Raw genomic sequence first — 19,605 nt, forward strand, 5'->3', positions numbered from 1 at the left:
CGGATGCACTTGTTGTATTCGATGATGTGAAAAGTCAAGACTTTGGAGTGCGAGCACGTGACCAGGTTCGACAGTATCGAGCGCGCAGTAGCAGATATCGCTGCAGGTAAAGCTGTTGTCGTCGTGGACGACGAGGATCGCGAGAACGAGGGCGACCTCATCTTCGCCGCCGAGAAGGCCACCCCGGAACTGGTGGCGTTCATGGTCCGGTACACCTCCGGCTACCTGTGCGTGCCGCTCGACGGTGACGATTGCGATCGGCTGGGCCTGCCCCCGATGTACGCCACCAACCAGGACAAGCACGGCACGGCGTACACCGTCACCGTCGACGCCCGTGAGGGAATCGGTACCGGCATCTCGGCGTCGGACCGCGCTGCGACGATGCGTCTGCTCGCCAACCCCGAATCCGGTGCCAACGATTTCACTCGCCCCGGTCACGTCGTTCCGCTCCGCGCGAAGGAAGGCGGAGTACTGCGTCGTCCTGGCCACACGGAAGCTGCAGTCGACCTCGCCCGCATGGCGGACCTGCGTCCCGCCGGCGTCATCTGCGAAATCGTCAGCCAGAAGGACGAAGGCGCGATGGCTCAGACCGACGAGCTGCGAGTATTTGCCGACGAACACAACCTTGCTCTGATCTCGATCGCGGACCTCATCGCGTGGCGTCGCAAGCACGAGAAGCACGTGCTGCGTATCGCCGAGGCCCGCATCCCCACCCGCCACGGTGAGTTCACCGCTGTCGGCTACACCAGCATCTACGACGAGGTCGAGCACGTTGCGCTGGTGCGCGGCGACATCGCAGGCCCCGACGGCGACGGTAGCGACGTACTCGTCCGCGTTCACTCCGAGTGCCTCACCGGCGACGTCTTCGGTTCGCTGCGGTGCGATTGCGGCCCGCAGCTCGACGCCGCACTGGACATGGTCGCCCAGGAAGGCCGCGGCGTTGTTCTGTACATGCGCGGGCACGAGGGTCGTGGCATCGGTCTCATGCACAAGCTGCAGGCCTACCAGCTCCAGGACGCCGGTTCCGACACCGTCGACGCCAATCTCGAACTCGGCCTGCCGGCGGACGCCCGTGACTACGGCATCGGTGCCCAGATCCTCGTCGATCTGGGGATCTCGTCGATGCGTCTGCTGACCAACAACCCGGCCAAGCGTGTGGGTCTGGACGGCTACGGCCTGCAGATCACCGATCGTGTTCCGATGCCGCTGCGCGCGAATGCGGAGAACCTCACCTACCTGCGCACCAAGCGCGATCGGATGGGCCACGATCTGATCGGACTGGACGAGTACGAGGCGAACCAGAACACCGCACAGCCGGGAACCGCACTGTGAGCGGCGAAGGTCAGCCGCAGCTCGCGATCGCCGAGGCCAAGGATCTGAAGCTGGCGATCGTTGCCGGGCAGTGGCACGCGACGATCTCCGAGGCCCTGATCGCCGGCGCGCAGCGCGTCGCGCAGGAAGCACAGATCAAGGACGTGACACTGGTCCGTGTCGCCGGCGCGATCGAACTGCCGGTCGTTGCGCAGGCATTGGCGCGCACGCACGACGCCGTCGTCGCTCTCGGTGTTGTCATCCGCGGTGGCACGCCGCACTTCGAGTACGTGTGCGACGCGGTCACCGCGGGCCTCACACGCGTCTCGCTCGACGAAAGCACCCCCGTGGGGAACGGTGTCCTGACCACCGACACCGAGCAGCAGGCTCTTGACCGTTCGGGTCTGCCGGGTAGCGTCGAGGACAAGGGCGCACAGGCCTGCGCCGCCGCACTGGACACCGCAGTGACCCTGCGCCATCTCCGAGCACCATGGACCGAGGATTCGTTTCGATGAGTACACCCGGCGACAACGAGAACTGGGAACTGATTGCGTCACCGCGTAAGTCGACGCGATACGCGATCGGAGTTGCCGTCCTCCTGGTGATCGTTCACGTCACACTGGCACTCCTGCTTCGCCAGGGGTCCACCGGCGTGTACTTCCGTGCCGCGGACCAGATCGCGATGGCAGGCATCGGCACCATTCTGGCTCTCGGTGTGCTGATGTTGACGCGGCCCCGGGTCAAGGTGGGCAAGCAGGGTATTGCCGTACGAAACATCCTGGGCGAGAAGATCGTCGACTGGGATCTGTTCGAGGGACTCTCGTTCCCCGACGGTGCCGCCTGGGCACGCATCGAATTGCCCGACGACGAGTACATGGCAGTGATGGCGATCCAGTCCAACGACCGCGAGTACGCCGTCGACACGGTCGGTAAGTTCCGCGAACTGGCCGACCGCTACGCACCGGTCGCTCACAAGAGCAACTGACGTCTTCCGACCGGTTCGGTGCCCGCATCCTGCGCGTTTCCGAGTCGGTCGGTGGCGGCGACTAACCTGAAACCGTGCCGGATCCCTCGACTTACCGCCCCGCTACCGGAACCATTCCGGCTGCGCCGGGCGTCTACAAATTTCGCGATCCGCATGGTCGGGTCATTTACGTCGGAAAGGCGAAAAGCCTCCGTTCACGTTTGAACTCGTACTTCGCGGACGTCACGACACTGCATCCCCGTACTCGGCAGATGGTGACCACCGCCGGCAGCGTCGAGTGGACCGTCGTCAGTACCGAAGTCGAAGCGCTTCAGCTCGAGTACAACTGGATCAAGGAATTCGATCCGCGGTTCAATGTTCGGTACCGCGACGACAAGACGTATCCGGTTCTCGCGGTGACGCTCAACGAAGAGTTCCCGCGCTTGTTCGTCTACCGCGGTCCGCGGCGCAAGGGTGTCCGGTACTTCGGTCCCTACTCCCATGCCTGGGCCATCCGCGAAACACTCGATCTGCTGCTACGAGTCTTTCCCGCACGAACGTGCTCGTCCGGAGTCTTCAAACGACACAACCAGATCGGCCGGCCGTGTCTGCTCGGCTACATCGACAAGTGCTCGGCGCCCTGCGTCGGGCGAGTCAGCGCCGAGGAGCATCGTCAGATCGTCGAAGATTTCTGCGACTTCCTCGCCGGCCGCACGGACAAGTTGGTCAAAGATCTCGAAAAGCGCATGCAGCAGGCTTCCGAGGACCTCGACTTCGAGACCGCAGCCCGTCTGCGTGACGATATCGGGGCTTTGCGCAAGGCGCTCGAGAAGCAGGCCGTCGTACTCGGTGACGGCACCGACGCCGATCTCGTCGCCTTTGCCACCGATGATCTCGAAGCCGCCGTTCAGGTGTTCCACGTGCGGGGCGGACGCGTGCGGGGTCAGCGTGGATGGGTCGTGGAGAAGGCAGGCGACGCCATCGACTGGGCCGCACTCGACGCCGAGTCCGACCTGCCGATCCTGGTCGAGCAGTTCCTCACCCAGTTCTACGGGGAGCAGGCGGCCCTCGACCCGGGAGCGGGTTCCGAGGCCGGGATCAGCGCAGTTCCCAAGGAAGTTCTGGTGCCGGTTCTGCCGGCAAACGCGACCGAGATCCAGGCGTGGCTGAGCAAGCTTCGGGGATCGCAAGTGCAACTGCGGGTTCCGCAACGCGGCGACAAGAAAGACCTCGCCGAAACAGTCCAGCGAAACGCGAAAGAGGCTCTGGCGCAGCACAAGCTCAAGCGCGCCGGCGATTTCACTTCGCGTTCCGCGGCGCTGCAGGGCATCCAGGAAGCACTGGACCTGGACTCGGCTCCGCTACGAATCGAATGCATCGACATCAGTCACGTCCAGGGAACCGACGTCGTGGCGTCACTGGTCGTGTTCGAGGACGGGCTCCCGCGTAAGTCGGACTACCGCCATTACGCGATCAAGGAAGCTGCCGGCGACGGTCATTCCGACGACGTCGCGAGTATCGCGGAGATCACGCGTCGGCGGTTCCTGCGCCACAACCGCGACCTGGGCGTCCTCGCGGCGTCGGCGTCGACCATGGACTCGGACGGTGGGGATCTGGCTCCCGAAGCGGCGATCGACCCGGCGACGGGCCGGCCTCGGCGGTTCGCCTATCCGCCCAATCTGTTCGTCGTGGACGGCGGCGCCCCTCAGGTCACGGCGGCAGCGGCGGTCCTCGACGAGCTGGGGGTCACTGACGTCGCGGTAGTCGGGTTGGCCAAAAGACTCGAAGAGGTATGGGTACCGGGGGAAGAAGATCCGGTCATCCTCCCTCGGACGAGCGAGTCGTTGTACCTACTGCAGCGCATCCGAGACGAAGCCCACCGCTTCGCGATCACGTTCCATCGCAGCAAACGCTCGAGGCGGATGACGGCTTCGGCTCTGGATTCGGTCAAGGGGCTCGGTGAAACTCGTCGAACCGCTCTGGTGGCTCACTTCGGTTCCGTGGCGAAGCTGAAAACGGCAACGGTCGAGGAGATCATGCAGGTCCCCGGTATCGGTGAGACCACCGCCACAGCAGTTCTGGCCGCACTCGGCACGGATTCGGCTGCAGCCGACGCGGGCGCTGAAGCTCGAGCGCTGCCAGCCGCGGTAGGGGATGATGAGCTGGACACGGAATCCGAATCGTCTGTTACGTCTGCTGACGCGCCCAGCGCCGAATCCGGTAGCGGTGACGAGGGCTCCGAGTCGCGAGAATTGTCCATGCCGACGACGGGGCCGAGTGCACAGTGACTACCGACAGCGCCAAAGACAGTCGAACGATGGATTTCCTGCTGGTGACGGGATTGTCCGGAGCAGGTTTGAGTACCGCTGCCAAGGTGCTCGAAGACCTCGGCTGGTATGTCGCGGACAATTTGCCACCTGAGCTCATTTCCCGAATGGTCGGTCTGAGCCTGACCTCCGATCCGCCGGTCGATCGTCTGGCCGTCGTGATCGACGTGCGGAGTCGACTCTTCACCGGCGATCTCGGGTGGGTGCTCACCGAACTCGAGGCGGAACCGATCCATACTCGGGTGCTGTACCTCGAAGCGTCGGACGACGTGTTGATCCGACGGTTCGAACAGGTGCGCCGCAGTCATCCGTTGCAGAACGACGGCATCGACGGCACGTTGTCCGAAGGGATCGCAGCCGAGCGTCGGCAGTTGGCTGTGGTGAAGGCGGCCGCCGATCTGGTCATCGACACGTCGGCACTGAAGGCGCATCAGCTGCGTCAGAAGATCGAAACGGCGTTCGGAAACGATGCCAACCGCACGATGAAGGTGACGGTCCAGTCGTTCGGATTCAAGTACGGCCTGCCGATGGACGCCGATCTCGTCTGTGACGTTCGTTTCCTGCCCAATCCCCACTGGATCCCTGAACTTCGCCCGCACACCGGTCAGGATGCCGACGTCCGCGACTACGTGTTGTCCCGCGAGGGCGCGGAAGACTATCTCGACACCTACCGACATCTGGTGGATTTGACGATCGCCGGATATCGACGAGAAGGAAAGCGCTACATGACAATTGCGGTCGGATGCACCGGCGGTAAGCACCGAAGCGTAGCCATGTCCGAAGCTCTCGCGAGGCGTTTGGGTTCCGAGGACGACATCTCGGTCAGCATCGTGCACCGGGATCTGGGGCGCGAATGAGTGAACCGACACATCGCTCGCGGGAGACACCCGAAGGGCCGGCCATCGTTGCGCTCGGCGGCGGGCACGGATTGTTCGCCACGCTCCAGGCCGTCAGACGCTTGACGGTCGACGTCACCGCCGTGGTCACGGTCGCCGACGACGGTGGTTCGTCGGGCCGGCTGCGCGCCGAACTCGGCGTCATCCCGCCTGGAGACCTCCGGATGGCGCTGGCTGCTCTCGCGTCGGACGAACCCGAGATAGTCGACTGGACTCGGACCATTCAGCATCGCTTCGGCGGTGTCGGCGCACTTGCCGGGCATTCGGTGGGCAATCTCATCCTGGCCGGACTGACCGAGGTGCTCGGCGATCCGGTCGCCGCGCTCGACGAGATGGCGCGACTGCTGCGAATCCGTGGTCGTGTGCTGCCGATGTCGCCGATCGCGCTCGAGATCGAAGCCGACGTTCAGGGACTCGAGGAGGACCCCCGCGTCAGCCGCTGCATTCGTGGACAGGTTGCCGTCGCGACGACCCCGGGCAAGGTTCGGCGTGTGAGACTGCTCCCGTCCAATCCGCCCGCGTGCCCCGATGCCGTGACTGCGATCGATCGTGCCGATCTCGTGGTTCTCGGCCCGGGATCGTGGTTCTCGAGCGTGATCCCACACGTCCTGGTACCCGAACTCGTCGAATCACTGTCGTCGACGAAGGCTCGAAAGGTACTGGTGCTCAATCTCGCACCCGAGCCGGGGGAGACCGCCGGATTCTCCGCAGAGCGTCACCTGCACGTACTCTCCCAACACGTGCCCGATTTCCGGGTCGACTACGTGGTGGTCGACTCGGCGTCGGTACCGGCCGGGCGTGAACGTGAACATCTGCAGCGTGCGGCGGATCAATTTTCAGCCGAAGTCAGGTACGCGGATGTCGCGGACACCTCACCGGGCGCAGCGCATGTACACGATCCGGCAAAACTGGCCGATGTACTGGCTGAACTGTCGAGCAGTGCGGCAGTAGGGGATTCGACACAGTCTTCCCTGCAAGAACAGCAATCCGAAGAACAGAGGGAGAACGCTTCGTGGCAATGACAGCGGAGGTCAAGGACGAACTGAGCCGGTTAGTGGTGACTCAGGTCAGCTGCCGCAAGGCAGAGGTCTCCGCGTTGCTGCGCTTTGCCGGTGGGCTCCACATCGTCGGCGGCCGGGTGGTCGTCGAAGCAGAGGTGGATCTGGGCTCCACGGCGCGACGTCTGCGCCGGGAGATATTCGACCTGTTCACCTACAGTGCCGATGTGCACGTACTCAGTGCGGGCGGGCTTCGAAAGTCCGCTCGCTACATCGTGCGTGTAGCGAAGGAGGGTGAGGCCCTCGCGCGCCAGACGGGACTGCTCGATCTTCGCGGGCGCCCGGTTCGCGGCTTGCCTGCGCAGGTCGTCGGCGGAAGTGTCGGCGACGCCGAAGCAGCGTGGCGCGGTGCGTTCCTCGCGCACGGTTCCCTGACCGAACCCGGCCGTTCGTCGGCGCTCGAAGTGAGCTGCCCCGGCCCGGAAGCTGCACTTGCTCTGGTTGGAGCTGCGCGGCGTCTGGGGATCTCGGCGAAGGCACGTGAGGTTCGCGGAACGGATCGTGTGGTGATCCGCGACGGTGAGGCCATCGGCGATCTCCTGACCCGAATGGGAGCCCAGGACACACGTCTGGTGTGGGAGGAGAGGCGGATGCGACGCGAGGTCCGCGCCACCGCCAATCGTCTCGCCAATTTCGACGACGCAAACCTGCGACGCTCTGCTCGCGCTGCCGTTGCGGCTGCTGCGCGCGTCGAGCGTGCGTTGGAGATCCTCGGTGAGGACGTGCCCGATCACCTCGCGGCGGCGGGTGCTCTGCGCGTCGAGCATCGGCAGGCGTCCCTCGAAGAACTCGGCCAGTTGGCCGACCCGCCGATGACCAAGGACGCCGTTGCCGGACGTATCCGTCGCCTGCTGTCCATGGCTGATCGCAAGGCCAAGGAAACGGGCATACCCGACACCGAATCCGCAGTGAATGTGGAGCTACTCGAAGAGGGGTGACCTGCCCTCCGTCAGGGTGGGCTGCGCACGTTCGGGCCACGCGCATTAGGGTATGAGTCACATCGACCGATGAACCCCACGTCCGCGTCGTGCACACACGGATTCGGAGTATGCGTGGGTCAAGTTGCACACCAGAATCATGGTCAAAGGAGCGAATTGTGACTGTCCGGGTTGGCGTAAACGGTTTCGGCCGTATCGGACGTAACTTCTTCAGGGCGGTGGATGCGCAGAAGGCGCTCGGAACCACCGATATCGAGATCGTGGCAGTCAACGACCTGACTGACAACGCGACGCTCGCTCACCTGCTGAAGTACGACTCCATCCTCGGCCGTTTGCCGTACGACGTGTCGCTCGACGGTGACGACACGATCGTCGTCGGCGATCAGCGCATCAAGGCCCTCGCACACCGTGGCCCGTTGAACGAACTTCCCTGGGGCGAGCTGGGCGTCGACGTCGTCGTCGAGTCCACCGGCATCTTCACCGACGCCGCAAAGGCCAAGGGACACCTCGAAGCCGGCGCCAAGAAGGTCATCATCTCGGCTCCGGCCAAGGGTGAAGACATCACCATCGTGATGGGCGTCAACGACGACAAGTACGACGGCAGCCAGAACATCATCTCCAACGCGTCGTGCACCACCAACTGCCTCGGCCCCATCGCCAAGGTTCTCGACGACGAGTTCGGCATCGTCAAGGGTCTGATGACCACGATCCACGCGTACACCCAGGATCAGAACCTGCAGGACGCTCCGCACGCAGACCTCCGTCGCGCCCGCGCAGCTGCCCTCAACATCGTTCCCACCGGTACCGGTGCAGCCAAGGCAATCGGCCTGGTTCTTCCGCAGCTGCTCGGCAAGCTCGACGGCTACGCACTGCGCGTGCCGATCCCCACGGGCTCGGTCACCGACCTCACCGCGAACCTGAAGAAGTCGGCCACCGCCGACGAGATCAACGCTGCGATGAAGGCTGCTGCCGAAGGACCCCTCAAGGGCATCCTGAAGTACACCGACGCACCGATCGTCTCCTCGGACATCGTCACCGACCCGCACTCGTCGATCTTCGACTCGGGTCTGACGAAGGTCATCGACGACCAGGTCAAGATCGTCTCCTGGTACGACAACGAGTGGGGCTACTCCAACCGCCTCGCCGACCTCATCGGCCTCGTCGCCAAGTCTCTCTGAGCGGAGTTTCGATAACAGTGGCAGTTCAGACGCTGAAGGATCTGCTGGACGCTGGGGTCGAGGGGCGCACCGTACTGGTGCGTTCCGACCTCAACGTCCCGTTGGATGGCGGAGAAATCACGGACCCGGGTCGCATCGTCGCGTCCGCTCCCACCCTGCGGGCACTCGCCGAGGGTGGAGCGAAGGTCATCGTGACCGCGCACCTCGGGCGCCCCGACGGTCAGCCCGATCCCAAGTTCTCCCTCGCACCGGTTGCCGCGAAGTTGGCCGAAATCCTCGGTCGTAACGTGCAACTCGCCGGTGACGTCGTGGGACAGGACGCGCTGGCTCGTTCCGAAGGACTCACCGACGGTGACGTCCTGATGCTCGAGAACATCCGTTTCGACCCTCGCGAGACCAGCAAGGACGAAGCCGAGCGGGTCAAGCTCGCCAAGGCTCTCGTCGAGCTGGTCGGTGACGACGGCGCATTCGTCTCCGACGGATTCGGTGTTGTTCACCGTAAGCAGGCGTCGGTCTTCGACGTCGCGAAGCTGCTCCCGCATTACGCCGGATACCTGGTCGGCGCCGAGGTCGAGGTGCTCGCCAAGCTCACGCAGGACGCGGCGCGTCCGTACGCGGTGGTGCTCGGTGGCTCCAAGGTCTCGGACAAGCTGGCCGTCATCGAGGCACTGGCGCCGAAGGTCGACACTCTGGTGATCGGCGGCGGAATGTTCTACACGTTCCTCGCGGCTCAGGGTGTGTCCGTGGGCAATTCGCTGTGTGAAGAGTCCATGATCGAGACCTGCAAGGATCTCCTCGACCGGTACGCCGACGTCATCCACATCCCTCAGGATGTTGTCGTCGCGGACTCCTTCTCGGCCGATGCCGAGTCGAAGATCGTTCCGTTCGACAAGATTCCCGACGGCTGGATGGGTCTGGACATCGGACCGGAGTCGGTCAAGCGCTTTGCCGCGATCCTGACCGGCGCCAAGACGGTGTTCTGGAACGGCCCGATGGGCGTGTTCGAGTTCCCGAAGTTCGAGGCAGGCACCCGCGGTGTCGCCGAGGCAATCGTGGAGGCAACCGAGAAGGGCGCCTTCAGCGTCGTCGGCGGCGGCGACTCCGCAGCAGCCGTTCGTCAGCTCGGTATCCCGGACGAGGGCTTCTCGCACATTTCCACCGGTGGTGGCGCTTCCCTCGAGTACCTCGAGGGCAAAGAGCTGCCTGGCATCGCAGTACTGGAAGGCTGATCCGACATGGCACGTAAGCCGTTGATCGCCGGCAACTGGAAGATGAATCTGAACCACCTCGAGGCTATCGCCCTGGTGCAGAAGATCGCTTTCTCTTTGCCTGCGAAGTACTTCGACAAAGTGGACGTCACGGTCATCCCGCCGTTCACCGACATCCGAAGCGTCCAGACGCTGATCGAGGGCGACAAGCTCCTCCTCACGTACGGCGCGCAAGATGTCTCGGCTCATGACTCGGGTGCGTTCACGGGCGAGATCAGCGGCTCCATGCTGGCCAAGCTCGGTTGCACCTTCGTCGTGGTCGGTCACTCCGAGCGTCGCACCCTTCACGGTGAGACCAACGAGACCGTCCTCGCGAAGACGAAGGCCGCTCTCAAGAACGGCCTCACGCCGATCGTGTGCATCGGCGAAGGCCTCGAGATCCGCGAAGCGGGCGAGCATGTCGCCTACAACGTCGAACAGCTCAAGGGTTCGTTGGCGGGCCTGAGCGCGGAGGAGATCTCCAAGATCGTCATTGCGTACGAACCTGTCTGGGCCATCGGCACCGGCCGTGTCGCTTCTGCCGCCGATGCACAGGAAGTGTGTGCTGCGGTACGAGCAACAGTGGCCGAACTTGCCGACGCCGAGGTCGCGGCCGGCGTTCGCGTTCTGTACGGCGGTAGCGTCAGCTCGAAGAACGTCGGAGAGATCGTCGGCCAGACCGACGTCGACGGCGCTCTTGTCGGCGGCGCGTCACTCAAGGCTGACGAGTTCGCGACACTGTCTGCGATCGCTGCAGGCGGTCCACTCCCGTGATGATCGGGTAGTGAGCTGAAACTGCTCGAGACTAAGACTGCGGGTGTGTGACCGAGTAGGCCACACACCCGCAGTTTTTTGTTCGCGAGTCAGCTCACCAGTTTGGTTTCCAGAGCGCCGACGAGTTCGGGAGCAAGCTCCAACCCGGCGGTCAGATAGTTCTCGACGGTCCCGTAGTGGTGCTCGACCTGCTCGAAGGCAGCGCCCAGGTAACTCGCGTCGACGGAAAGCAGCAACCGGATCACCTCGCCCTTGTCTGCATCTGTGGCAGCGGCGATCTTCGCGACTGTTGCATCGATGTACTCGGCCGAGTACGTGTTCGTGAGCAGGTAGTCCGCCGTGATCGTTTCGCGCGGTACACCAGCGAGTGTCTGCAGTAGTGCTGCCGCCCAACCTGTTCGGTCCTTGCCCGCCGTGCAGTGGAAGAGTTGCGGCCCCTCGGTGGTCGCCAGGGCGGCGAACAACTGCGAAAATCCGTTCCGAGTGACGGGGTCTGCGACAAAGCTGCGATTGATGTTCTGCATGAAAGCTGTTGCAGCGTCCGCTGTTCGGAGAGCCATCGCTTCGGCGTGGATGTTTCCGGACAGGATGGGAATGTGGGCGTACATCGCCGGCGCCGGCACGATGTCGGGAGTTTCGTTCGCCTCGGTTTCGGAGCGCACGTCATAGACGGCGGTCAGCCCCAGCGATTCCACGATTGCAAGATCCTCGGGCGAGGGCGTCAGTACGTTTGCACGGTAGAAGACTCCGCGGCTCATCGCCTGTCCGCTGGTCGTGACGTACCCGGGGCCGGCCACGTCGCGGAAGTTGTGAATCGAAGCCAGACGCGGTGTGTCAGGCAGGGGTGTGTCGGGCAGGGCAGTGTTGGGCAGGGCAGTGTCGGAAAGCATGGAGCCGGCCTTTCGGAGGTAGAGTCGCGTCAACTGAAAAACTACTGAATCGGTATCTCGACAGTGTGATCGATGCCACTGACCAAGAGTCGTGCCTGGCCGGGTGCAAAGTCATGTGCGAGGCGGGTATGTGGTCAGGCTATCTGCGCGCGCCTGTATGGTGTTATCGGTTGTAGTTGTCCCTATTGGATTGGTGGACGTAGACAGACATGAAACTGTTCCTGGATATCCTGCTGGTCATCACCAGCTTGCTCCTCATCGCCTTGGTGCTCCTGCATCGCGGTAAGGGCGGCGGTTTGTCGAGTCTGTTCGGTGGCGGTGTCCAGTCCAGCCTGTCCGGATCGACTGTTGTCGAGAAGAACCTCGATCGGTTGACGGTCTTCACCGCGTTGATCTGGCTCATTTCGATCGTCGGCATCGGCCTGGAGATCAAGTTCGCCTGATTCTCGGCTCATGACTTACAGCCGGTAGTTTTTCACACACGAATTTCAGACACGGAACCCCGCCTATCGAGCGGGGTTCTTTGTTTCGGTCGATAATTGTGTGATGACTGAAACCGCGTCGCATCGAGAAACACCGCGAGAGGCCACCGAGCCGCTGCGCGAAGACATCCGGCTTCTCGGCGGAATACTCGGACAAATAGTGCGAGAGCAAGCCGGCGACAATGTGTTCGATCTGGTCGAGCGAGCCCGTGTCGAGTCGTTCCGAGTCCGTCGTTCGGAGATCGATCGCGCCGAACTGGTGTCGCTGTTCGCCGAAATCAGTACGGACGACGCCATTCCCGTCATCCGGGCGTTCAGTCACTTCGCACTGCTCGCCAACCTGGCCGAGGACATCCATCGCGAGCGTCGACGGGCCATCCACGTCAATGCGGGGGAACCGCCCCGCGACAGCACTCTCGCGGCCACGTACACCAAACTTGATGCAGCCGATATCGATTCGGCCACCGTCGAAGAAGCGCTTCGGGGCGCCCTGGTCTCACCCGTCATCACCGCTCACCCGACGGAGACTCGACGCCGTACGGTGTTCGAGACGCAGAGTCGGATCACCGAGTTGATGCGATACCGCGAGCGCACGGCGCTGAGCGTCGCAGAAACCGCTGATGTAGATCTGCAATTGCGCCGTCAGATCCTGACCCTGTGGCAGACGGCTCTGATCCGGCTCAGCCGCCTCCGCATCCAGGATGAAATCGAGGTAGGCCTGCGCTACTACGACGCAGCGTTGTTCGAGGTGATTCCGAAGATCAATGCGGAGGTTCGCAAAGCTCTGCGCGCGCGTTGGCCGGAAGCTGGCCTGCTGCCGGAACCGATCCTGAGGCCGGGTTCGTGGATCGGCGGTGACCGAGACGGCAATCCGTACGTGACCGGCGAAATCGTCCAGCGCGCCACGTCGCGCGCTGCGGCGACTGCTCTCGAGCATCACCTCGAGGAACTCGAACATCTCGAGCGTGAACTGTCGATGTCGGCGCGGCTGGTTTCCGTCACGCCCGAACTCGATCTGCTGGCGTCTACCTCCGGCGACGACTCTGCCTTCCGGGCCGACGAGCCGTACCGTCGCGCGATTCGCGGTATCCGCGGGCGCTTGAGCGCCACAGCACTGACGGTACTGGGGGAGTTGCCCGCCCACGGCTCCGACGACGGACTCGAGGCGTACACCGACCCGGCACAGTTGCAGCGGGATCTCGGAATCATCGACACCTCGTTGCGTCGTTTCGGTGACGAGACCATCGCCGACGATCGACTCGATCGGCTCCGAGAAGCGGTGGAGGTGTTCGGCTTTCACCTGTCCGGTCTGGATATGCGGCAGAACTCCGAGGTACACGAAAGCGTCGTCGCAGAACTTCTGGCGTGGGCCGGAGTTCACCCGGACTATGCGTCCTTGCCGGAAGCCGATCGAGTCGAATTGCTGTCGGCCGAGTTGACGACGCGGCGACCACTGACTTCGCCGGACGCCGAGTTCAGCGAATTGACCACCAAGGAACTGGCCATCATGGCGGCCGGTGCCAAGGCAGTGCGGGTTCTCGGAGCGGGTGCGGTACCCAACTACATCATCAGCATGTGTACCTCGGTCAGTGACATGCTCGAGGCCGCAGTGCTGCTCAAAGAGGTCGGGGTGCTCGATCCGGGCGTCGGTAGCGAGCCCTCGTGCCCGATCGGCATCGTGCCGTTGTTCGAGACGATCGAGGATCTGCAGGGCGGCGCCGACACATTGCTGGCGACGCTCGACATCCCGATCTATCGTGCGATCGTCCGTTCCCGTGGTGACAGTCAAGAAGTGATGCTCGGGTACTCCGACTCGAACAAGGACGGCGGGTACCTGGCAGCCAACTGGGCGCTGTACCGTGCCGAACTCGACCTCGTCGATGCCGCGCGTAAGAGCGGAATCAGGTTGAGGCTCTTCCACGGCCGCGGCGGAACCGTCGGACGTGGCGGCGGACCGAGTTACGAAGCGATTCTGGCTCAGCCTCCCGGTGCAGTCGCTGGTTCTCTGCGAATCACCGAGCAGGGTGAGGTGATTGCGGCCAAGTACGCCGAACCGCGTCTGGCACATCGCAACCTCGAAACACTCATCGCCGCGACTATCGAGTCGACGTTGCTCGACGTCGAAGGACTCGGCAGCGATGCCGACGCTGCCTACGCGGTACTGGACGAGCTCGCGGCCCTCGCCCGCACCGCGTACAGCGAATTGGTGCACGACACACCAGGATTCGTGCAGTACTTCGAAGCGTCGACACCGGTCGCCGAGATCGGGGCACTCAACATCGGCTCTCGTCCGGCCTCTCGCAAGCAGACCAAGGCGATCTCCGACCTGCGAGCGATTCCCTGGGTGCTCTCGTGGAGTCAGTCTCGCGTGATGCTTCCGGGTTGGTACGGAACCGGCGCCGCGTTCGAACGATGGATCGACGGAGACGACACTCGGCTTGCCACGTTGACGGCCCTGTACGAGAAGTGGCCGTTCTTCCGAACCGTGCTCTCGAACATGGCCATGGTGATGTCGAAGTCGGATCTCGGTTTGGCGGCCCGGTACGCGGACCTCGTGCCCGACGCCGAACTGCGCGATCGAGTCTTCGGAATGATCACCGACGAGCACGAACGCACAATTCGCATGTACAAGGCAATCACGGGCAACGAGAACCTCTTTGCCGACAACTCGGGCCTCGAGCGTTCGGTCCACAACCGGTTCCCGTACCTCGAACCTCTCAACCATCTACAGGTCGAGCTGATCCGTCGGTACCGTTCCGGCGACGAGAGCGATCAGGTGCGTCGGGGTATCCAGCTGACGATGAACGGCCTTGCCACTGCGCTTCGTAACAGTGGCTAGGTAACAGCGGCTGGTTCTGCAGGTTTACCAGGGTGTGCGTGCGGCGACTCTAGAGCTGTCGCACGCACACCCAACGCTGCGCACCGGACCGAACGGGGACCGCAGTGGATCTGCAATTGGACGGACGAACTGCCGTCGTTACCGGCGCGGGAAAAGGTATCGGGTTGGCGATCACTCGGGCCCTGGTGGCCGAGGGAGTCCACGTCGTCGCGGGCTCGCGGACGCTCTCGCCGGAACTCGAATCGCTGCAGTCCGGCGGCGCCGTCACCTTTGTCGGCGTCGACCTCGCGAGTGTCGAAGGATCAACCCGACTGCTCGAGGTTGCAGCAGCGAGGGGCGGCGTCGACATCCTGGTCAACAACGTCGGCGCCGTCACCCCGAGAACGAGCGGTTTCGCGGCCATCACAGACGAAGAGTGGGCGGCGTCGTTCAATCTGACGTTCTTGTCGGCTGTACGCACTGTTCGCGCTGCGCTGCCGGAGTTGATCCGCCGAGGTGGCGGGAGCATCGTGACGATCAGTTCGGTCAACGCATTCTTACCTGACCCCACGGTGATCGACTACAGCGCCGCCAAAGCGGCGTTGACCAACTTCTCGAAGTCGTTGTCGAAAGAACTGGGCGGGCAGGGGATCCGCGTCAATACCGTCAGCCCTGGCCCGGTGCAAACGGAGTTGTGGCTCGGCAAGCACGGAGTGGCCTCGACGCTGGCGAAAGCGAGTGGATCAGCCGCCGACGACATCGTCGAAAGCGCCGCGGCCGGAGCCGAGACTGGGCGGTTCACCTTCCCCGAAGAGGTTGCCGACCTGGTGTTGTTCCTCGCCAGCGATCGTGCGGGGAACGTGACAGGCGCGGATTTCGTGATCGACGGCGGTCTGATCAAGACCTTGTGATCATTGCTGCCTGAAACCTGATCATGTGCGCGACGGTCGACGACGTGATGCACAGGATCACTGCGGACGCGATGACCACCCACAGTCCCCACCCGATGGACGGTCCGGCAGTGTGCCCTGCGAACTCGGTACTACGTCGCACGATGGACGCGGCGTTTCCGACGGCAACGATCAAGACCGCGATTCCGACCAAAGGGCCGGTGCAGTGATTCTTGATCTCGGGCGTGACGTCTCGAACCATGAGGGTGATCAGCGCGGTCACCGCGCAGAGAGCGAGGACGAGAGTGATCACTCCGCATTCGTCGATACCACTGTGGTCCAGTGCGGAGGATGACGTCCACGGGCCGAGGCTTCCGGCGACGATCCCGGCGCACGCCCAGAGCGATCCGATGAGGCTAGGTCCGAAACGGTCGGGCATGAGGGAGGGAATTGCGCGGGTCGACGGCAGCTGAAACCCGAAGGCGCGTTGGTGATCCGGCTGATTGGGTGTGAACGTCACGGGACGGACCACCTTTCCTCCGCGGCGTCGAGCCGCCCAATCCAATGCTTTTCCGGAGTCTAAGGGCCGCCCAGTTCACTTTTGCCGAATCGAGCGAAATTGATCGAACCCGCGGTAGGCGGAACTGGAACGCGATCTACAAGAATTTCAACCGGTGGTCCAGGAGGGCCGTGTGGCCCTGGCCGCTGGAAACTCCGCGGCCAGTCGATCGAGTTCGATGATGGGCAGCGCCCGCATCATCGAGGCGCTTACCTTACGAAACTGCCAATTTGTGCGCGTCGCCGATTCGTAGACGGGACAAAGCGAAGAACTTCCGCAATGAAGGCCGAAGGCCGGTTCGTCTGGGACGCGAGGAGGCCCGGTTGTCGCAAGTGGCCCATAGCCGCCAAGGGGCGGCCGCAGAGCGATGGCATTAGTTGGGGGAGTCATGGCGTAATTAGTCACTTTGAAACCAACCGGTGCGTCCACTTTGTCTGGCGTGTCCGATACTGTCCTGTTGCCAGGAACACAACAAGGGAGTTCGGAGATCTCGATGGTTGAACCGCTCAGGATGGACAAGGCCAAACAGGGCTTTGACAAAGCTGTTGGCAGCTTCGGAAAGTTCGCGCGGAATAGCTCAAAGCAGCTGATCGAGCAGACCAGCGACCTCGAGGACGTCGCCGTAGGCAACGGCGGGAAGCTGACCACGAAGAAGCCAGACCCCTACGAGGAGGCCATAGCCCAGTACAACGGCGCGTTCACTTCGATGAACGACAAGGGCCTTTCTCTCCTACGCCAGCGCGAACGCTCGACGGATCTGATCGAGCTCGTCGAGCTGCTGGTGAACAGCGTCGCTCACACCCCCAAGACGTTCGAGACCGACTTCGACGAGATCCACGTCCACAAGACCGACTTCCTGGAGGCGGAGGAGTTCGCACGCAAGGACCTCGAAGCCGCGCGCAAGTCGGCTGCCGGAGCAGGCGCTGGGTTCACCGCGGGCGCCGCGGTCGCGAGCATGGCTCCGACAGCTGCATTGTGGGTCGCCACCACCTTCGGTACCGCATCGACCGGCACCGCGATCTCCACTCTCTCCGGAGCCGTCGCGACCAAGGCTGCTCTGGCCTGGCTCGGAGGAGGAGCCATCGCGGCCGGAGGCGGAGGCACTGCGGCAGGTGGCGCCTTGCTCGCTCTGGCCGGCCCCGTCGGCTGGACAGTCGCGGGGGCCACCCTCCTCGCATCAATCGGGCTGTTCGCGAAGAACAAGTTCGAGAACCGCGCGGCGAAACAGGAGGCGCTGACCGCGGTGAAGCAGAACACCGTGCTCGTCAAGGGCATGGACGCTCAGATCGACGACCTCCTCCGGCGCACCACCTCCCTTCGTGAGCTGCTCCTGCAGAGCTACGGCGACGCGCTGGGATACTTCGGCGCCGACTTCCGCGCGCTGCCTGCGCCGCAGCAGTCCCAGCTCGCCGCGCTGGTGAACAACACAAAGGCAGGCGCGGCCCTGCTGGGCAAGCGAATCGAGCAGGACCCCGATGACGAGTGACGCGGCAACACTGACGAGTGACGCTGCAACACTAGGCAAGAGCAACCAGGAACAGGCTGTCGCTGCCTGGGTGAACTACCTCAACCAGCTCCGACTGGAAAACCTGCTGAGCGCCCTCAACCGGCAGGACGTGAACCTCCTGGACGCGCTCGCCAGCCTCCACGACGCGATGCGGAGAATCGACCTCGAGGTGGTTGCCGCTAATCGCGGCGGAGTCAAGGGCATGCACGGCTTCATCGCCGAGGTCGCAGAGGTGGGCCTCGGCAACGCTCGCAGCCAGATCCTCGGTAACGGCCCTGTCTATCAGTGGGTCAATGACAACGGCCCCGTGGACCTGATGCGCGGCGGCGTGGAGATTCAGCAGAAGTTCGTCGCGGCCGGCGGCCGCTTCGGCCTCGGCGCGATCGCCGAACACCTCGAGAAGTATCCCGACTTCGTCGAAAACGGTGGAAAATACCAGATCCCCCGCGACCACTTCGAGGTGATCCGGAAGCTGCACGCCATGCCACGCGAGGATGCTGGCAAGCTCCTGACACTCGGCGGCGACGGCCCCTCGCTCAAGGACTGGAACCGGATCCACGCATTCTTCGACGAAGGCTCTGTCGGCATCGAGTCCCTCGAACCCTCGCACCTGGAGTACTCCGAGGTGCAGAAGGGCGCTTACAGTGCAACGCTGGAGACAGAGGAGGGTTCCCTCCGCTCCACCGACCAGTCCCTGCGCGGCGATGCCTACCAGGAAAGCCGCCCGACCCTGCGCGAGGGCACGAAGGCCACCCTTGCGGCCGCCGCGATCGAGGGCGGGACCGCCGTGGTGCTGGCCTTGGTCGAGAGACGGCGTGCGGGGAAGCATCTCAGAGATTTCACTGGTGGGGACTGGGCCGACATCGCGGGCGAAGGCGGTTTCGGCGTCGCCAAAGGCGGTGTCCGAGGGTTCAGCATCTACTGGCTTACGAACTTCACCGCCACCTCCGCCGCTGTCGCCAGCTCGATCGTCACCGCGGCCTTCGGCGTCGCGGAGCAGGCGAACAAGCTTCGTCGTGGCGAGATCGACGAGCTCGAGTTCATCGAGAACGCGGAGCTCGTCTGCCTCGAGACCGCCGTCAGCGCCCTGTCCTCCTGCGTCGGGCAGGCTCTCATCCCAGTGCCCGTCCTCGGCGCCGTGATCGGCAACACCGTCGGCATCATCATGTACAAGACCGTCTCGTCCTCCCTCTCCCAGCGGGAGGCTTCGCTGATCGCGCAATACGTCGGCGAACAGCGGGCGCTCGACGAGCAACTCGCCGCTGAGTACGGGGAGCTCATCGAGAAGCTCGATGCGAGAATGTCCGACTACCTCGGGTTGCTCGAACGGGCCTTCTCACCTGACCTGGAGGTCGCCCTCCTCGGATCCGTAGAGCTCGCACTCGATCTCGGGGTGGCATCGGAAGAGGTCTTGGATTCCGACGAGAAGGTCCTCGCCTACTTTCTCGACTAGTGAGTACCCTGTGGTTCCCCAGGAAAGACACAGGAATAAGCGAACATCTGGCGGACCCAAGTATGTCTGGGTGCACGCTCGATGTGGCCAGTTCAGCTGATGGGGAGTCGTCGCGCTGCACCATCCCACCAGGGTTCGACCTCACGAAGATTCGCGTGATCGAAGACCCTGCGGAGGGCCCCTGGAGCTCCAAGGGGAGCTTCGATCTATTGCGGTTCAGCCCGGGCAGTGTGTCATCGGTCCTATTGTTCTCTGCTTGCCGACCCTGTCGGGAAAGACCTCGTCCATCGTGGCGGCTATGGTTTCCCGCTGC

At 63.5% G+C, this 19,605-nt stretch carries 17 protein-coding genes; 15 read left to right on the top strand and 2 right to left on the bottom strand.

The features are described from left to right. Positions 1-57 precede the first annotated feature (57 nt). From ACVZUB_RS14595 to tpiA, 10 genes are all read left to right on the top strand, one after another. Complete coding sequence (locus tag ACVZUB_RS14595) at positions 58-1,332, top strand: bifunctional 3,4-dihydroxy-2-butanone-4-phosphate synthase/GTP cyclohydrolase II (protein WP_003944833.1); 1,275 nt, start codon at positions 58-60, stop codon at positions 1,330-1,332. Beyond that, positions 1,329-1,826 (top strand): 6,7-dimethyl-8-ribityllumazine synthase, encoded by a 498-nt coding sequence (gene ribH, locus ACVZUB_RS14600; RefSeq protein ID WP_003944999.1) that lies wholly within the window; start codon positions 1,329-1,331, stop codon positions 1,824-1,826. Before ACVZUB_RS14595 ends, ribH begins: the two co-directional genes overlap by 4 nt. Then, positions 1,823-2,296 (top strand): PH domain-containing protein, encoded by a 474-nt coding sequence (locus tag ACVZUB_RS14605; protein WP_003944987.1) that lies wholly within the window; start codon positions 1,823-1,825, stop codon positions 2,294-2,296. The genes ribH and ACVZUB_RS14605 overlap by 4 nt, the downstream gene beginning before the upstream one ends. A gap of 74 nt (positions 2,297-2,370) precedes the next feature. After that, entirely contained in the window at positions 2,371-4,563 is a 2,193-nt protein-coding gene (gene uvrC, locus ACVZUB_RS14610; protein ID WP_003944805.1) for an excinuclease ABC subunit UvrC, read from the top strand. After that, entirely contained in the window at positions 4,560-5,459 is a 900-nt protein-coding gene (gene rapZ, locus ACVZUB_RS14615; RefSeq protein WP_003944872.1) for an RNase adapter RapZ, read from the top strand. The genes uvrC and rapZ overlap by 4 nt, the downstream gene beginning before the upstream one ends. Continuing rightward, positions 5,456-6,520, top strand: coding sequence for a gluconeogenesis factor YvcK family protein (locus tag ACVZUB_RS14620; RefSeq protein WP_054188215.1), 1,065 nt, complete (start codon positions 5,456-5,458; stop codon positions 6,518-6,520). Before rapZ ends, ACVZUB_RS14620 begins: the two co-directional genes overlap by 4 nt. Beyond that, positions 6,517-7,494, top strand: a complete 978-nt coding sequence (gene whiA / locus ACVZUB_RS14625; protein WP_021344225.1) for a DNA-binding protein WhiA — start codon at positions 6,517-6,519, stop codon at positions 7,492-7,494. The genes ACVZUB_RS14620 and whiA overlap by 4 nt, the downstream gene beginning before the upstream one ends. A gap of 158 nt (positions 7,495-7,652) precedes the next feature. After that, positions 7,653-8,672 carry a type I glyceraldehyde-3-phosphate dehydrogenase gene (gene gap / locus ACVZUB_RS14630; RefSeq protein WP_003944851.1) on the top strand — a complete coding sequence of 340 codons (1,020 nt, stop codon included), beginning with the start codon at positions 7,653-7,655 and terminating at the stop codon, positions 8,670-8,672. 17 nt (positions 8,673-8,689) lie between these two features. Beyond that, the gene (locus ACVZUB_RS14635) at positions 8,690-9,901 is read left to right on the top strand and encodes a phosphoglycerate kinase (protein WP_003944901.1); all 1,212 of its coding nucleotides are present in this window, start codon (positions 8,690-8,692) and stop codon (positions 9,899-9,901) included. Between the two features lie 6 nt (positions 9,902-9,907). Continuing rightward, positions 9,908-10,693, top strand: a complete 786-nt coding sequence (gene tpiA, locus ACVZUB_RS14640; protein ID WP_042919821.1) for a triose-phosphate isomerase — start codon at positions 9,908-9,910, stop codon at positions 10,691-10,693. Positions 10,694-10,782: 89 nt separating this feature from the next. Here the strand turns inward: tpiA and ACVZUB_RS14645 are convergent, their stop codons facing one another. After that, entirely contained in the window at positions 10,783-11,583 is an 801-nt protein-coding gene (locus ACVZUB_RS14645) for a tyrosine-protein phosphatase (protein ID WP_039972891.1), read from the bottom strand. A gap of 209 nt (positions 11,584-11,792) precedes the next feature. Between ACVZUB_RS14645 and secG the strand changes: the two genes are divergently transcribed. From secG to ACVZUB_RS14660, 3 genes are all read left to right on the top strand, one after another. Next, positions 11,793-12,026, top strand: coding sequence for a preprotein translocase subunit SecG (gene secG, locus ACVZUB_RS14650; protein WP_003944946.1), 234 nt, complete (start codon positions 11,793-11,795; stop codon positions 12,024-12,026). Between the two features lie 103 nt (positions 12,027-12,129). Next, positions 12,130-14,904 (top strand): phosphoenolpyruvate carboxylase, encoded by a 2,775-nt coding sequence (ppc, locus tag ACVZUB_RS14655; RefSeq protein ID WP_050656345.1) that lies wholly within the window; start codon positions 12,130-12,132, stop codon positions 14,902-14,904. 104 nt (positions 14,905-15,008) lie between these two features. Then, positions 15,009-15,794 carry an oxidoreductase gene (locus ACVZUB_RS14660; RefSeq protein WP_042919818.1) on the top strand — a complete coding sequence of 262 codons (786 nt, stop codon included), beginning with the start codon at positions 15,009-15,011 and terminating at the stop codon, positions 15,792-15,794. Here ACVZUB_RS14660 and ACVZUB_RS14665 read toward each other — a convergent pair. Then, a complete protein-coding gene (locus ACVZUB_RS14665) occupies positions 15,781-16,293 on the bottom strand; it encodes a hypothetical protein (RefSeq protein WP_007727952.1) in 513 nt (170 codons plus the stop codon). The two genes, ACVZUB_RS14660 and ACVZUB_RS14665, sit on opposite strands and share 14 nt — an antisense overlap. Positions 16,294-16,825: 532 nt before the next feature. Here ACVZUB_RS14665 and ACVZUB_RS14670 point away from each other — a divergent pair. Further along, the gene (locus ACVZUB_RS14670) at positions 16,826-17,818 is read left to right on the top strand and encodes a hypothetical protein (RefSeq protein ID WP_193595306.1); all 993 of its coding nucleotides are present in this window, start codon (positions 16,826-16,828) and stop codon (positions 17,816-17,818) included. Then, positions 17,808-19,292, top strand: coding sequence for a hypothetical protein (locus ACVZUB_RS14675; protein ID WP_210378405.1), 1,485 nt, complete (start codon positions 17,808-17,810; stop codon positions 19,290-19,292). Before ACVZUB_RS14670 ends, ACVZUB_RS14675 begins: the two co-directional genes overlap by 11 nt. Positions 19,293-19,605 lie beyond the last annotated feature (313 nt).

The organism is Rhodococcus sp. OS5 (genome assembly GCF_056837585.1).